The following is a 13,196-nucleotide window of genomic DNA, read 5'->3' as shown; positions in this document are numbered from 1 at the left end:
GCCTCCGGCGGACACACCACGGCGACGTCCGGCGCCGGCCGCGGGGTGGGGAAAGGGGGACGGTGTCAGGTGCCGGAGGGGGCGGGAGGTGCTCGGTCGCGGTCGGGGGGTTCCCGGTCCGCGGCGGCCGGTACGGAGGCTTGGGCAGCCGTCGTCGTAGGGCCGGGGCCTGGTGGGGCGGCGGTCGCGTCGGCCGCCGTCAGGGCGAAGTGCCGCTGCGGGGCGGGGCGTTCACGGCCCGGTTCCGGGCGGACCACGGCCTTCGAGGAGGTGCAGTCGTCGTCGGCCCGCTGGGTCGTGGCCTGGTCGGCGGCGGCCGGGACTGGCGTCCTGGGCAGCGGGCCGCCCGGGGTGAGGACGGTGAACAGGGCCAGCAGAACGGCCAGTACGGCCGTCACCGCCGCGGCCCGGCCGGGGGCGGTGTGCGAAGGCGGGCGCATGCACCGTCCCCTTTCGTGGTGTTGCGCGGCGGCGGCCGGCGGAGCCGGGGGTCAGGGCTCGACCAGGCCGGCGCGGATGGCGTAGCGGGTGAGCTCCAGCCGGTCGCGCAGGCCCAGCTTCTGCAGCAGGTTGGCGCGGTGGCGCTGAACGGTCTTGATGCTGATGAAGAGCAGGTCGGCGATCTCCTTGGAGGAGTGCCCCTCGGCCACCAGCTTGAGGATCTCCTCCTCGCGCGGGGTGAGGATCTGGTCCGGCGTCTCGTCGCCGTGGCGGACCCGGTCGAGGTAGTTGCGGATGAGCGCGGTCACCGCGCCGGGGTAGAGGAACGGTTCGTCCCGCATCGCGGCCCGGCAGGCGGCGACCAGATCACGGTCGGCGACGGACTTCAGGACGTACCCGCTGGCGCCCGCCTTGAGCGCCTGGAAGAAGTACTGCTCGTTGTCGTGCATGGTGAGCATCAGGATGCGCAGGCCCGGCTTGAGCGCGGTCAGTTCCCGGGTGGCCTGCAGTCCGGTCATCCGGGGCATGGCGATGTCCAGCACGGCGAGGTCGATGTCGTGGGTGCGGGCCAGTTCGACGGCCTCCGCGCCGTCGCCGGCCTCGGCGACCACCTCCAGGTCAGGCTCCTGGTCCAGGATGAGCCGCACACCCCGGCGCACCAGCGCGTGGTCGTCGGCGAGGAGGATGCGGATCGGCTGCGGGTCGGGCATGGTCACGGCTGCTTCCTGGGGACGGGCACGGTGAGCCGCACCTGGGTACCGGTGCCGGGGGCGGGGGTGATGTCCAGGGTGGCTCCGATGAGCAGGGCGCGCTCGCGCATGCCGCGGATGCCGGCGCCCTCGCACGCGGCCTCGATGCCGCTGCCGTCGTCGGTGACGGCCAGCACCACCGCGTCGCCGGTGCGGTGCAGGTCGACGGTGACCTGCTGGGCGTCCGCGTGCCGGGCGGCGTTGGTCAGGCTCTCCTGGGCCACCCGGTAGAGGACCAGCTCGGTCTCCGGTTCCAGGGCGGGCAGGTCGGCGTCGAAGCGGCGCCGCAGCTGCAGCCCGGTGTGGGCGGCGAAGTCGTGGGTGAGCGAGGTCAGCGCGCTGACCAGGCCCAGGTCGTCCAGGACCCCGGGCCGCAGCCGGCGCACCAGGCGCCGTACCTCGTCCAGGCTCTCCCGGGTCATCTCCCGCACCTGGTGCAGTTCGCCGCTCAGCGGCGGATCGGCGGTGTCGGCGGCGCGTTTCAGCGACAGCAGGATGGCTGTCATGCTCTGCCCGACCTCGTCGTGCAGCTCCTGGGCGATACGGCGGCGCTCGGACTCCTGGGCGAACAGCACACGGGCGCTGCTGGTGGCCCGCTCGTGCTCCAGCCGCTCCAGCATCGCGTTGAAGGTGCGGATCAGGTCGGCGACCTCGCCGCCGCCCTGCGCGGGCAGGCGCTGCCCGGGCCGCAGCAGGTCCACGGTGGTCATGAGCCGGGTCAGCCGGCCCAGCGGGGCCAGGCCCCAGCGCAGCAGGGCGGCGTTGGCGACCAGCATCACCGCCAGGCCGGCGACCAGGATGACCGCCTCGGTCAGCACGACCGGGACGGACACGGTCACCGGGGCCCACAGCAGCAGCGCCGTGGCCGCACCCAGCACCACGGCGTTGAGCGAGAAGATCCGCCAGAACAGGGACACCGGGACGCACGCCTCCTCTCCGACGGCCTTCCGACCGCTCTGCGACCGCTCCAAGACCGCTTTCCGACGGCTTCGCGGCGATGCGGCCTGCCTCCACTGTCGGGCATCGCGCGCCCCCGGACGAGCGGCGGCCCTGTCATGACCGAGCCTGCCACCAGCCTGCCCGGCTGCCACGCGCGGGGACATGGGGCACGGACCCCATTTCCGGCCGCACGGCACACCCATCGCAGCCGTGCGGCGCCGTATGCATCCCGCGACCACCCGTAAATGGGGTCTGCGCCCGATGGGTACGGACGGCTGCCGCGGCCACAGTGGAGGCACACCCCGCACCGGCCGTCGCCCAGCGGACGGACCGTGCCCGAGAGGAAGGACGTCGCCGTGTCGCTCGATGCCTCCCGCACCGAACGCCCTCCCGAGCGTGCCGCCACGCACGAGGCCCGTCAGCGTCTCGAACACGCCCGGAGCACCCGGCTGACCCAGCTGCGAGCCCTGGAGGAGACCGGGCAGAGCCCGGACGACCCTCTCGTGTCCGCGCAGAAGGCGGCCATCCGGCGTGTGCTCAAAGAGATCGACGAGGCCTTCGCCCGGGTCGAGGACGGCAGCTACGGCACCTGTCTGGGCTGCTCCAAGCCGGTTCCCGCGGAGCGCCTGGAGATCCTGCCGTACACCAGGTACTGCGTCGGCTGCCGGCGCCGCGTCGCCTGACGCCCTCTCCTTCGCCGGCTCCTTCCCCGGCTCTCTCCCTGCTCTTCCGCTCTGCCGAAGGGGTGCAGTGGTGACTCACCAGACCATCGACGACCGTACGACACTGCTCTCGGCCGAGGACCTCGCCGCGCTGCGCGAGCACCTGCACGAGCAGCGGCTGTTCCGCCGGGAGCAGTTGGAGCAGCTCGCCGCCGCCGCGCCCTCCCGCGCGGACGACCTGTGGCAGCAGCGGGCCGCCTCCCAGGTCGAGGTCCGCGTCAAGCTCGCCGCCTCCGCCCGCATGGTCCTCGCCGACGTCGAGGCGGCCCTCGCGCGCATGGACCAGGGCAGCTACGGCGCCTGCCACCGGTGCCGGCGGCCCGTGGAGCGGGAACGCCTGATGATCGTGCCGCAGGCCCGCTACTGCGGCCGCTGCCAGCGGGTGAGGGAGGCCGGCCGATGACCGTCACCCACCGCCCCGACGGTCCCGGTCCGCGGCACCGGCCCTGGCCGCTGTGCCGGCAGTGCTGCGGTGTCGCACTGGACCTGGGCAGCGCCCGTACCCGGGTCTGGATGGCCGGGAAGGGCCTGATCGTCGACGTGCCCACGGTGACCTCCCCTGGCCCCGGCGCCGTCCACCCGGTTCAGCGCGGCACCATCGTGGACGCCGCCGGGTGCGGCCGCATGCTGCAGCGCCTCCTCGGCCACCGGCTGCCGCGCCGTACCCGCCCGCTGGTCATCGTCACCACCCCGGTGCTGGACGGTCCGGCCTACCGGGCGGCGGCGCGTACCGCCGTGCAGGCGCTGCGGCCCCGGGCGGTGCTCACCGTGCCGCACGCCCGGGCGGTGGCGGCGGCGGCCGGCGCCGACCTGACCCGGCCGCTGCTGGTCGTGGACATCGGCGCCCATCTCACCGAGGTGGTGCTGCTCGCCGACGGTGCCGTCGTGGACGCCCGCCGCACCGCCCTCGGCACCGGCGACCTCGACACGACCGCGCCGACGCGTCCGAGCGAGGCCGCGGCGGACATGGTGGCCTCGATGCTGCGCCAGGACAGCACTTCGCTGGCCGCCGAGGCGCTGCACCGCGGGGTCCTGCTGGCCGGCGGCGGCGCCCTGCGTCCGGAGATCACCTACCACCTCACCGGGCGGCTCCACGCGCCGCTCCGCGTGGTGCCGGCCCCGCACACCGCCGCCGTCCGGGGCGCCGCCCAGCTCCTGAGGGCCGCCCACGCGCACCCCTCCGCCACCGGTCCCGCCCCGCTGTCCGACGACCCCTTCCCCTGACCCGCACACCCGGCCGGCCGGTCCCCCGCCGTCGCGCCGGCCGCGTCAGCCGACCGAAGGAGGGACACCATGGCCCGCGGCACACCCCCGGCACGGCCGCCGTACCCGGCGGAACTCCCCCGCGTCACGCTGTGGCGGCTGCGGCGCAACCCGCTGCGCCGCCGTACCGACGTGGTGCAGGCGTGGATCGGCGTCGGCCTGCTGCTGGTCATGCTGGTGGCGACGCCTGCGGTCGCGGTCCTGGCGGCCGGCACCGCGCACCGCCACTACGCCGGTGTGGCCGAGCGGCAGGCGGCGACGCGGCACGAGACGAACGCGGTCCTCGTGCGGGACGCGCCGAGCCACCCCGAGCCGGGATCGGCCGAGGCGAGGAAGACCCGCTACCCGGTCGAGGTGCGCTTCACCGACCGGGACGGACGCGAGCGCACCGCCGAGACCGAGGTCGAGCCCCGGCTGCGGGCGGGCAGCACCGTCCGGGTCTGGGCGGACGCGGACGGCGGGCTCACCGGGCCGCCGCTGACCGCCGACCAGGTCCGGGACCGCGGCGTGGGCTGGGCGGTGCTCGCCGTCCTGGCCGTCCAGTTCGCCGGGGCCGGCGCGTACGGCGTCGCCGACCGCGTCCTGCGGCGGCGCAACCTGGCCGCCTGGGACACGGCGTGGGCGCGTACGGCTCCCCGCTGGAGCTCCTCCGCCTGAGACGGGCGGGGGTGGTGGACAGGATCAGATGGTGCCGTCCGTGTTGACGGGGCCGACCTGGAAGACACCGGAACAGACCTTCCAGGCGGCCGGTACGAGGACCGCGGTGCGTGACGCCGGCGGATAGACCCGCAGATAGCTGCCGGTGGCCCGGCAGGGACCGCCCACGGGGCCGTTGGTGGTGCGGATGACCGCGGCGGCGGAGTGGGCCGGGGCCAGCGTGACGGTCGCGTACGACCGCCCCGAGCGGGCGGCCGCCGCACCGATCCGGTGGTGCGCGGTGTCCAGGACGCTGACCCCCGGGTAGCCGCGCAGGGCACAGCTGCTGGTGCTGGTGTTGGTGAAGGTGATCGGCCAGTACAGCGAACCGGCCGCGCCTTCCTTGCGTCCCATGGACAGGTACAGATCGCTCACGGCACAGGTGCGCGGGCTGCTGGAACTGTGCGCCGACGCCGTGGCGGCCCAGGCGCCGGTCGCGGCCGTACCGCCGAGGACCGCGGCGGTCACCGTGGCGACCGTCGCCCGCCGGGAGAGTTTCCGAAAGTGGAGAGACATGTCAGAACCCGCCCCCATCAGGTGAATGGGTGGAAGTGTGTCACTCTCTTGGATGCACTCCGAGCCGGAAAAGTTGTAACCGGCAGCGCTGCCGGCGCTGCCGGCCCCTCGGTCAGGGAAGCTGTGCGGCGAACGCCTGGTACGCCCGGTCGTCGAAGAGGACGAACCGGACCTCCTCGACCGCCGTGTCCGTGGCCCGCACCGTCTCCACCGCGATCCGCGCGGCATCGTCCATCGGCCAGCCGTAGATGCCGGCGGAGACGGCGGGGAACGCGACCGTACGCGCGCCGAGCTCGTCCGCCACCCGCAGCGACTCCCGGTAGCAGGAGGCCAGCAACTCCGACCGGTCCTCCTCGCGGCTGAAGCGCGGCCCGACCGTGTGGATCACCCAGCGTGCGTCCAGTGCGCCCGCGGTGGTGGCGACCGCCCGGCCCGTGGGCAGGCCCTTGCCGAGGTGCGAAGCGCGCAGTCTGCGGCAGTCCTCCAGGATGGCGGGGCCGCCGCGCCGGTGGATCGCGCCGTCCACGCCTCCGCCGCCGAGCAGGGAGGAGTTGGCCGCGTTGACGATCGCGTCGGCGCTCTGCCGGGTGATGTCGCCCTGGACGAGGGTGATGGTGGTCATGTGTGCCGCAGCCTCCTCCATACGGCCTTGGCCGCGTTGTGGCCCGACATGCCGTGCACGCCGGGTCCCGGTGGGGTGGCCGAGGAGCAGATGAAGACGGCGGGATGCGGGGTGTGGTAGGGGAACGCGGACAGCCGGGGGCGCAGCAGGAGCTGCAGTCCGGAGGCGGCGCCGCAGGCGATGTCGCCGCCGACGTAGTTGGCGTTGTGGGCGGCCATCTCGGCGGGGCCCGCGGTGGCGCGGGCCAGGACGCGGTCGCGGAAGCCGGGCGCGTAGCGCTCCAGCTGGCGCTCCACGGCGTCGGTGAGGTCGCCCTCCCAGCCGTTCGGCACATGGCCGTACGCCCAGAAGACGTGCTTGCCCTCGGGGGCGCGGGTGGGGTCGGCCACGCTGGGCTGCACGGTGATCAGGAACGGCCGGTCGGGTGCGCGGCCCTCGCGGGACGCGGCGCGCAGGGCGGCGGCGATCTCGGCCTGGCTCGCGCCGATCTGCACGGTGCCGGCGACGCGGGCCTCGGGGGCGGTCCACGGGACCGGGCCGTCCAGCGCGTAGTCGATCTTGAAGACGCTGGGGCCGTAGCGGTAGCGGTCGTAGTAGCCGCCGAAGCCGGCGATGCGGGCGAGGGCGGTGGGCGAGGTGTCGAAGACGTACGCGCGCGCGGGCGGCAGGTCGTCCAGCCGCTTGACCTCGTAGTCGGTGTGCACGGCGCCGCCGAGGTCCGTCAGGTGGGCGGCGAGGGCGTCGGAGATCGCCTGGGAACCGCCTCGGGCCAGCGGCCAGCCGCGGGCGTGCGCGGCCAGCGCGAAGACGAGACCGATGGCGCCGGTGGCGAAGCCGTTCAGCGGGGCCATCACATGGCCGACGAGGCCGGAGAAGAGGGCTTTGACCCGCTCGTCCCGGAAACGGCGCAGCAGCAGCGTGGACGGCGGGAGTCCGGCCAGTCCGAAGCGGGCCAGGGTGACCGGGTCGCGCGGCAGCGCGGTCAGCGGCAGGGACATGAAGTCCCTGGCCAGGGTGTCCCACCTGGGCAGGAACGGCTCCACCAGCCTGCGGTACGCGCCCGCGTCGCGAGGTCCGAAGGACGCGGCCGTCTCGGCGACGGACCGGGCCAGCACGGCCGCGGTGCCGTCCGGGAACGGGTGCGCCATGGGCAGCTCGGCGTGCAGCCACTGCAGGCCGTAGCGCTCCAGGGGCAGGGCGCGGAACGCGGGCGAGTTGATGCCGAGGGGGTGGGCGGCCGAGCACGGGTCGTGCCGGAATCCGGGGAGGGTCAGCTCCTCGGTGCGGGCACCGCCGCCGACGGTGGGCTGCGCCTCGAACACGGCGACGGAGAAGCCCCGGCGGGCCAGCTCCACGGCAGCGGTCAGTCCGTTCGGCCCCGCACCCACCACGACCGCATCGAGCATCGACGGCACCTTCGGACCCCTTCGTCAGCCGATGGCCACTCGGGATCAGGATATGCCGGGGGACTGACACGCCCGGCCATGGGTCCCGGCGGCGGGACGGCGCCGCGGCTCAGCCGGCCGTCCGGAGCAGCTCCGCCACACGACGGGCCGTCGCGGCGTCGCGGGCCGCGGTGAACGGCAGCGCGTTGGCACCGGTGACGCGGAACGGCTCGCCGGCGCGGGTGAGGTGGGCGCCGCCCGCCTCCTCGACCAGGAGCAGGCCGGCCGCGTGGTCCCAAGCGGCCTCCCAGCCGAAGGCCACGGCGTCCAACTCGCCGCGGGCGACGGCGAGATACTCCAGCCCGGCCGAGCCGCAGGGGCGCGGGGCGAGGCCGTCGGTCCACAGGGCGCTCAGCTGGCGCTTCTGGTCGTCGGTCGTGAAGTCCGGGTGGGAGGTGGCCACGACCAGGTCCCGGTCGGGCTCGGGCGGACCCGCGAACAGCCGCTCCCCGTCGAGGAAGGCGCCCCGGCCGCGGACCGCCGTGGCGAGCTGGTCGCGCGCGGGGGCGTACGTCCAGGACGCCAGCAGGACGCCCCGGTGGGCGAGGGCGACGAGGGTGCAGAAACCGTCGTCGCCGTGGACGAACTGCCGGGTGCCGTCGACCGGGTCGATGATCCACACGGGCGCGTCGCCCTGGATCGCCTCGTACGTCGCCGGGTTGGCGTGCACCGCCTCCTCTCCGACCACGACCGAGCCGGGCAGCAGGGCGCCGAGGACCTCGGTGAGCTGCCGCTCCGCGAGCCGGTCGGCGTCGGTCACCAGGTCGTGCGGTCCGTTCTTCTGGTCCACCTCGTGCTCGGCGAGGCGCCGGAAGCGGGGCAGGATCTCGGCCGCGGCGGCCTTGCGGACCGCTTCCTCCACGTCGGCCGAGCGGCGGGCGAGAAACTCTTCGATGGTTTCCGTCTCTTCGATCATGCCTTTATGAGATCACGCGCCACTGACAATCCCCGCCGGGGTGGTGGATGCCGGGTGGAATCGGGATGAAGAGCAGGTGCTGTGGGGGCCTTGGAGCCCTCGGCCGGTCGTCACCGCCCCACGGCGTACCCCTGCATTCCGCGCGGGTTGGCCGCTGCCGACAGGACGCCGGTCTCCGGGTCGCGGGACACGGCACACAGGCGGCCCTCCGACCAGGCGGGGCCGACCGTGACGTCGTGGCCGCGGCGGCGCAGCTCGCCGACCACCTCGGCGTCCATGCGGGACTCCACGGTCACGCTGCCGGGGCGACGGCCGCGCGGGTAGAAGGAGCTGGGGAAGCTGTCGTTGTGCCAGTTGGGGGCGTCGATGGCGCCCTGCAGGTCGAGGCCGCCGCGTACCGGGGCGCGCAGCACGGCGGCGAGGAAGAAGTGCAGCTGCCACTGGTCCTGCTGGTCACCGCCGGGCGTGCCGAACGCCAGCACGGGGACGCCGTCGCGCAGCGCGAGGGACGGGGTGAGCGTGGTGCGGGGGCGGCGGCCGGGGGTGAGGGAGTTCGGCAGGCCCTCCTCCAGCCAGGTCATCTGCAGCCGAGTGCCGAGCGGGAAGCCCAGTTCGGGCACGACCGGGTTGGACTGCAGCCAGCCGCCGCTGGGCGTGGCGGCGATCATGTTGCCCCAGCGGTCGACGACGTCCAGGTGACAGGTGTCGCCGCGGGTGGTGCCGTGGGCGGCCACCCGGGGCTCACCGGACGGCTCGGCGACCGTGGGCTCGCCCACCCCCAGGGGGTCGAACCCGGGATCGGCGTCGGCGTCCCCGCGCGCGCGTGCCGGGGCGGGCAGGCGCGGGGTGCGTCCGCCGGGACTGCCCGGGCGCAGCTCGTAGGAGGCCTCGGCACCGACGAGCGCCCGCCGGCCGGCGTTGTAGCCGTCCGACAGCAGTTCCGCGACGGGCACCTCGGCGGCGTCGCCGTACCAGGCCTCGCGGTCGGCCATGGCGAGCTTGCAGCCCTCGACGAGCAGATGGACGTAGTCCGCCGAGCCGTACGCGGGCAGTTCGGGCGGGAGCAGGGCCAACTGCTGCAGGAGGGCGGGGCCCTGGCTCCAGGGGCCGGCCTTGCACACGGTCCAGCCGTTCCAGTCGTACGTCACCGGAGCCTCGTAGGCCGCCGACCAGCCGGCGAGGTCCGCCGCGGTGAGGGTGCCGGTGTGCCGTTCCCCGCTGGTGTCGAGGGTGGGCCGCGCGGACTGCCGTACCAGGGCCTCGGCGATGAAGCCGGAGCGCCACACCGCGCGCGCGGCGTCGATCCGCGCCTCCCGGTCGCCGGCCCCGGCGGTCTCGGCGAGCAGCCGCTTCCAGGTGGCGGCGAGGGCGGGGTTGCGCAGCAGCTCACCGGGCCGGGGCGCCTTTCCGCCGGGCAGGTACACCTCCGCGGAGGAGGTCCACTCGGTCTCGAACAGCTCCCGCATCCTTTCCACGGTCGCGCCGACGTTCTCCACGGGCGCGTGCCCGTGCTCGGCGTATCCGATGGCGTACGTCAGGACGTCCTCGAGGGACTTGGTGCCGTGGTCGCGCAGGAGGAGCATCCAGGCGTCGAAGGCGCCGGGGACGGCGGCGGCCAGCGGTCCCGTGCCGGGTACGAGGTCCAGACCGAGCCCCCGGTAGTGCGCGACGGTGGCGCCGGCCGGGGCCACGCCCTGCCCGCACAGCACGCGCACCGGCCCGCCCGCCGGGGCGAGCAGGATCGGCACCTCGCCGGCGGGACCGTTCAGATGCGGCTCCACCACATGCAGCACGAACGCCCCGGCGACGGCTGCGTCGAAGGCGTTGCCCCCGCTCTCCAGCACGGCCATCGCCGACTGGGAGGCCAGCCAGTGCGTGGAGGACACCATGCCGAAGGTGCCCTGGAGGGTGGGCCGGGTGGTGAACAAGGGGCGCGCTCCTCTTCTGTTCCCTACGTGCCGGTACCTCTTCCGGGCGATCGTACGGAGGTGATCGCCGCCCGGGAACCAGGAGGCCGTCTGCAGCGGGGCGACCCGCTGTGTCGGCCGATGCGGTGGCGGTCCGGTCGGGGGCCCTGGTTCAGCGGCGGGTCAAGGGCTGCCCTGGCCTCGGCCAAGCGGGTGTATGGGTTCCGTGTGCCCGCGCGTCACCACCCCGACATAGCGGGATTCGCCCCGTTGCCCGCTGGCTACCGTGGTCGGGGCCGAAGGGCCACGGAGGATCACGGGGAAGAGGTGACAGCGGTGGGGGCGCCGATACGTTCACGCCTGCTCGATTTCATGGAACCGGACCGGCCGGGACACGAGGTCCCGGAGACCGGACCGGACTTTCGCCGCTCGCACCTGCTGGACCTCGTGGACGCGGCTCCACCCCCACGCGCGGCCGCCGACGACCGGGCCGGACCCAGACCGGGGGTGCCCGCGTACCACACGCCGGTGGTCGTGCCGGCGCATCCGAGGTCCGTCGCGGGGACGGGGACGGACGGGCGTCCGGCGCGGATCCCCTACGTCGTTTTCGAACTGTTCGAGCATCCCGCGCACGGCACGGTGGCCTTCGCTTTCACCTCGCCGCGCAAGCTGGCGGAGGCGCTCGGCGAGGCGCAGCCGTGGGTCGCGGCCTCGCTCGGCCCGCTGGCCGAGGGCGTGAGCGAGCAGGGCGTCACCGTCCTGCTGGACCCCCGGCCCGGACCCGTGGAACCCAACTGGCGGCCGGAGGACCTGGCCGCCTACGCGAGGCAGGTGCGCCGGTGAGCGACTTCAAGGCGGTCTACGACGACCTCTCCACCATGGCGAGGACGTTCCACGAACAGGCCGGCCACTACCGCACGTTGCACCCCGATGTGGCACCGCCCGTGGTGAGCGGCGGCGACGCCGGGCTGGACGCGGCGATCAAGGAGGTCGCCAACCTCATTCTCGCCCTGCACGCCGGCATGGCCGACCGGATGGACGACCACGGGGACAAGGTCGCCTACGCCCGGGACTCCTTCCACCGGCACGACGTGGACGTCCACGGCGTCTTCGAGGACCTGATGGCGGGTGAGGGCTGATGGGCGACAGCTGGGTCGGCGGCGACATCGGCGGGCTGCGCACGATGGCCGAGACGTACAAGAACGCCAAGGACAAGCTCGACGACGTGGTCAAGCCGCTCAGCGGCACGGTGGAGAAGCTGGTCGGCGACGCGAGCTGGAAGGGCGAGGCGGCCGAGACCTTCCGCGCCAGGTGGAGCGAGGACGCGTTGGCGGCCGGCGGTTTCGCCGAACTGGTGCACGCTGCGGGCGAGATCCTCGAGACGCTGGCCAATGCGCTGTCCACGTGCGAGACCTCCCTGCAGAACGCGGAGCACGTCGCGGCCCGCAAGGGCGTGGCGACGGACGCCAAGGGCGCGCCGGTGCCGCTGATGACGGCGAATCCGCCGAGCGCGGACGACCGGAAGACCATCTCCGCGATGAACGACTACGCCACCGCGCGCAACGAGATCCTGCACACCGCCCAGCACGCGCGGCTGGTGGCGGCGCAGCAGTTGCAGGGGCTGTACGACAAGGTGACGTCGAAGGACGGCTCGGTGTCCCCGGGGGACAAGGTCACCCTGTACGACGCGCTGCGCGGTCTGTACGCGTACGACGCCGAGGACGCCCGGGCCGGGGGCATCGAGGCCCGCAAGCACCTCGACGCGGCGAAGGACGAGGCGCGGGCCGCCAAGAAGGAACTGCGCGCGGAACGCAGGGCGTTCCAGAAGGCGGGCAAGGCGCTGCCCAAGGACCTGCCCGCCAAGAGCGCCTACCGCGACGCGGTCACCAAGGTCGACGCGCTGGAGGAGGACATCGCCCGCGCCGACAACGGCAGCACCAAGCTGCCGTACGACCGCGCCCTGAACGTCAAGCTGGTCGACGCGGCCGATGCGCTGCGCCTGGGCAAGGGGCTGGAGGCGCTGCCGGACGTCCTGAAGGAGATTCCGGTGCTGGACGTGGCCGCGGCGGCCGCCTGTGGTCTGATCGAGGCGAAGGACGACCACGACAAGGGCTGGTCGTGGCAGCACTCCGTCGCCGTCGACGGCGGGGCCGCCCTCGGCGGCCTGGCGGCCGGAGCCGCGATCACGGCGGCCCTGCCCGTCGAAGGCGCGGCCGCCGTCGCCGCGGTCGGGGTCGGCACGGTGGTCGTCGCGACCTCCGTCCTCGACCACGCCTTCCACGAGCACTGGAGCGAGGACATCCACGACCACGGCGTGGTCGGCGGTGTGTGGACCGGTACCACGCACGTCGCCTCGGAGACCTACGACGACGGGAAGCGACTGGTGAAGGATGTCTGGCATGGCGTCACAAGTATCTTCTGAGACCCCCGCTCCAGGGTTCTCCGTCCCCATCCCCGCCCTGCCGAAGCTGGGACGGACGTGGTACACACGGGGCGCCCTCTACTGGCTGTCCCGTGCTCGTACGACGGTCTTCATCGTCCTCGTGAGCGCCATGTTCTGCTTCTTCGCCCTGAGCCTGTACGCGGGGTTCCGCGAGATCCTGCCGTCCACCGTGCGGGTCGTCTGGGACGCGGCGCAGGCAGTGGCGGCCGCCCTCGCCGTGGTGTGGGGATGGGTGAAACAGCGCCGGGGCCATCGTGAGGCGCTTCTTCATCCCCCCACTCCCGAACAGTCCCGCCAGGCCAGGCGCGACCACGCCGGACGGGTCCCGGGCCGTATCGGCCTGGGCCGCCTGCTCGTGATCCTCGTCGCTCCGGTGATGCCGGCCTATGCCGCCTACCTCACCGGCTGGCTGCTCGCCTGGACCACCGTCCGCGAGTACCCGAGCGAAGTCGGCGCCCGACGCTGGCTGGAGGAGCACTCCACCGGACCACGGCAGACGCGCGACGGGCAGACATAACGGGCAGAGCCGTACGTCGT

General features: G+C 74.0%; 16 protein-coding genes. 8 read left to right on the top strand and 8 right to left on the bottom strand.

The annotated features are described in order from the left end of the window. Positions 1 to 65 precede the first annotated feature (65 nt). The 3 genes from ACZ404_RS15605 to ACZ404_RS15595 are packed head-to-tail and all read right to left on the bottom strand — an operon-like array spanning position 66 to position 2,107. Positions 66 to 440 (bottom strand): hypothetical protein, encoded by a 375-nt coding sequence (locus ACZ404_RS15605; protein WP_468439983.1) that lies wholly within the window; start codon positions 438 to 440, stop codon positions 66 to 68. 51 nt (positions 441 to 491) lie between these two features. Beyond that, positions 492 to 1,151, bottom strand: coding sequence for a response regulator (locus ACZ404_RS15600; RefSeq protein ID WP_468440575.1), 660 nt, complete (start codon positions 1,149 to 1,151; stop codon positions 492 to 494). 2 nt (positions 1,152 to 1,153) lie between these two features. Then, entirely contained in the window at positions 1,154 to 2,107 is a 954-nt protein-coding gene (locus tag ACZ404_RS15595) for a HAMP domain-containing sensor histidine kinase (RefSeq protein WP_468439981.1), read from the bottom strand. A gap of 378 nt (positions 2,108 to 2,485) precedes the next feature. Between ACZ404_RS15595 and ACZ404_RS15590 the strand changes: the two genes are divergently transcribed. The 4 genes from ACZ404_RS15590 to ACZ404_RS15575 all read left to right on the top strand — a co-directional run bounded on the left by ACZ404_RS15590 (position 2,486) and on the right by ACZ404_RS15575 (position 4,771). Then, complete coding sequence (locus ACZ404_RS15590; RefSeq protein ID WP_468440573.1) at positions 2,486 to 2,812, top strand: TraR/DksA family transcriptional regulator; 327 nt, start codon at positions 2,486 to 2,488, stop codon at positions 2,810 to 2,812. 67 nt (positions 2,813 to 2,879) lie between these two features. After that, a complete protein-coding gene (locus ACZ404_RS15585; RefSeq protein WP_468439979.1) occupies positions 2,880 to 3,254 on the top strand; it encodes a TraR/DksA family transcriptional regulator in 375 nt (124 codons plus the stop codon). Then, positions 3,251 to 4,075 carry a rod shape-determining protein gene (locus ACZ404_RS15580; protein WP_468439977.1) on the top strand — a complete coding sequence of 275 codons (825 nt, stop codon included), beginning with the start codon at positions 3,251 to 3,253 and terminating at the stop codon, positions 4,073 to 4,075. Before ACZ404_RS15585 ends, ACZ404_RS15580 begins: the two co-directional genes overlap by 4 nt. Before the next feature lie 69 nt (positions 4,076 to 4,144). Then, positions 4,145 to 4,771, top strand: coding sequence for an Rv1733c family protein (locus tag ACZ404_RS15575; protein WP_468439975.1), 627 nt, complete (start codon positions 4,145 to 4,147; stop codon positions 4,769 to 4,771). Positions 4,772 to 4,795: 24 nt separating this feature from the next. Here the strand turns inward: ACZ404_RS15575 and ACZ404_RS15570 are convergent, their stop codons facing one another. The 5 genes from ACZ404_RS15570 to ACZ404_RS15550 all read right to left on the bottom strand — a co-directional run bounded on the left by ACZ404_RS15570 (position 4,796) and on the right by ACZ404_RS15550 (position 10,237). Further along, positions 4,796 to 5,326, bottom strand: a complete 531-nt coding sequence (locus ACZ404_RS15570; protein WP_468439973.1) for a DUF4232 domain-containing protein — start codon at positions 5,324 to 5,326, stop codon at positions 4,796 to 4,798. 112 nt (positions 5,327 to 5,438) lie between these two features. Then, positions 5,439 to 5,948 carry an O-acetyl-ADP-ribose deacetylase gene (locus ACZ404_RS15565; RefSeq protein ID WP_468439971.1) on the bottom strand — a complete coding sequence of 170 codons (510 nt, stop codon included), beginning with the start codon at positions 5,946 to 5,948 and terminating at the stop codon, positions 5,439 to 5,441. Continuing rightward, entirely contained in the window at positions 5,945 to 7,354 is a 1,410-nt protein-coding gene (locus tag ACZ404_RS15560; RefSeq protein ID WP_468439969.1) for a phytoene desaturase family protein, read from the bottom strand. Before ACZ404_RS15560 ends, ACZ404_RS15565 begins: the two co-directional genes overlap by 4 nt. A gap of 109 nt (positions 7,355 to 7,463) precedes the next feature. After that, positions 7,464 to 8,309 carry an inositol monophosphatase family protein gene (locus tag ACZ404_RS15555; protein WP_468439967.1) on the bottom strand — a complete coding sequence of 282 codons (846 nt, stop codon included), beginning with the start codon at positions 8,307 to 8,309 and terminating at the stop codon, positions 7,464 to 7,466. 110 nt (positions 8,310 to 8,419) lie between these two features. Next, positions 8,420 to 10,237: a gamma-glutamyltransferase family protein gene (locus ACZ404_RS15550; RefSeq protein ID WP_468439965.1), complete on the bottom strand. Its 1,818-nt coding sequence runs from the start codon at positions 10,235 to 10,237 to the stop codon at positions 8,420 to 8,422. Between the two features lie 351 nt (positions 10,238 to 10,588). On the opposite strand from ACZ404_RS15550, the gene ACZ404_RS15545 reads away from it, so the two are divergent. The 4 genes from ACZ404_RS15545 to ACZ404_RS15530 are packed head-to-tail and all read left to right on the top strand — an operon-like array spanning position 10,589 to position 13,176. Further along, positions 10,589 to 11,059, top strand: a complete 471-nt coding sequence (locus tag ACZ404_RS15545; RefSeq protein ID WP_468439963.1) for an SAV_915 family protein — start codon at positions 10,589 to 10,591, stop codon at positions 11,057 to 11,059. Continuing rightward, positions 11,056 to 11,355, top strand: coding sequence for a DUF6317 family protein (locus ACZ404_RS15540; protein ID WP_468439961.1), 300 nt, complete (start codon positions 11,056 to 11,058; stop codon positions 11,353 to 11,355). Before ACZ404_RS15545 ends, ACZ404_RS15540 begins: the two co-directional genes overlap by 4 nt. Then, positions 11,355 to 12,638, top strand: a complete 1,284-nt coding sequence (locus ACZ404_RS15535) for a WXG100 family type VII secretion target (protein ID WP_468439959.1) — start codon at positions 11,355 to 11,357, stop codon at positions 12,636 to 12,638. The genes ACZ404_RS15540 and ACZ404_RS15535 overlap by 1 nt, the downstream gene beginning before the upstream one ends. Further along, positions 12,616 to 13,176: a hypothetical protein gene (locus ACZ404_RS15530; protein WP_468439957.1), complete on the top strand. Its 561-nt coding sequence runs from the start codon at positions 12,616 to 12,618 to the stop codon at positions 13,174 to 13,176. The genes ACZ404_RS15535 and ACZ404_RS15530 overlap by 23 nt, the downstream gene beginning before the upstream one ends. Positions 13,177 to 13,196 lie beyond the last annotated feature (20 nt).

The organism is Streptomyces sp. NPDC030798 (assembly GCF_055572275.1).
The sequence above is the reverse complement of the archived record's forward strand: the minus strand, read 5'-3'. Positions and strand labels throughout refer to the sequence as shown.

What these genes read in the sequence shown, in the direction of transcription:
- ACZ404_RS15605 (WP_468439983.1), bottom strand. Translation starts at nt 440, where the DNA reads ATGCGCCCGCCTTCGCACACCGCCCCCGGCCGGGCCGCGGCGGTGACG.
- ACZ404_RS15600 (WP_468440575.1), bottom strand. Translation starts at nt 1,151, where the DNA reads ATGCCCGACCCGCAGCCGATCCGCATCCTCCTCGCCGACGACCACGCG.
- ACZ404_RS15580 (WP_468439977.1), top strand. Translation starts at nt 3,251, where the DNA reads ATGACCGTCACCCACCGCCCCGACGGTCCCGGTCCGCGGCACCGGCCC.
- ACZ404_RS15575 (WP_468439975.1), top strand. Translation starts at nt 4,145, where the DNA reads ATGGCCCGCGGCACACCCCCGGCACGGCCGCCGTACCCGGCGGAACTC.
- ACZ404_RS15570 (WP_468439973.1), bottom strand. Translation starts at nt 5,326, where the DNA reads ATGTCTCTCCACTTTCGGAAACTCTCCCGGCGGGCGACGGTCGCCACG.
- ACZ404_RS15565 (WP_468439971.1), bottom strand. Translation starts at nt 5,948, where the DNA reads ATGACCACCATCACCCTCGTCCAGGGCGACATCACCCGGCAGAGCGCC.
- ACZ404_RS15560 (WP_468439969.1), bottom strand. Translation starts at nt 7,354, where the DNA reads ATGCTCGATGCGGTCGTGGTGGGTGCGGGGCCGAACGGACTGACCGCT.
- ACZ404_RS15555 (WP_468439967.1), bottom strand. Translation starts at nt 8,309, where the DNA reads ATGATCGAAGAGACGGAAACCATCGAAGAGTTTCTCGCCCGCCGCTCG.
- ACZ404_RS15545 (WP_468439963.1), top strand. Translation starts at nt 10,589, where the DNA reads ATGGAACCGGACCGGCCGGGACACGAGGTCCCGGAGACCGGACCGGAC.
- ACZ404_RS15535 (WP_468439959.1), top strand. Translation starts at nt 11,355, where the DNA reads ATGGGCGACAGCTGGGTCGGCGGCGACATCGGCGGGCTGCGCACGATG.
- ACZ404_RS15530 (WP_468439957.1), top strand. Translation starts at nt 12,616, where the DNA reads ATGGCGTCACAAGTATCTTCTGAGACCCCCGCTCCAGGGTTCTCCGTC.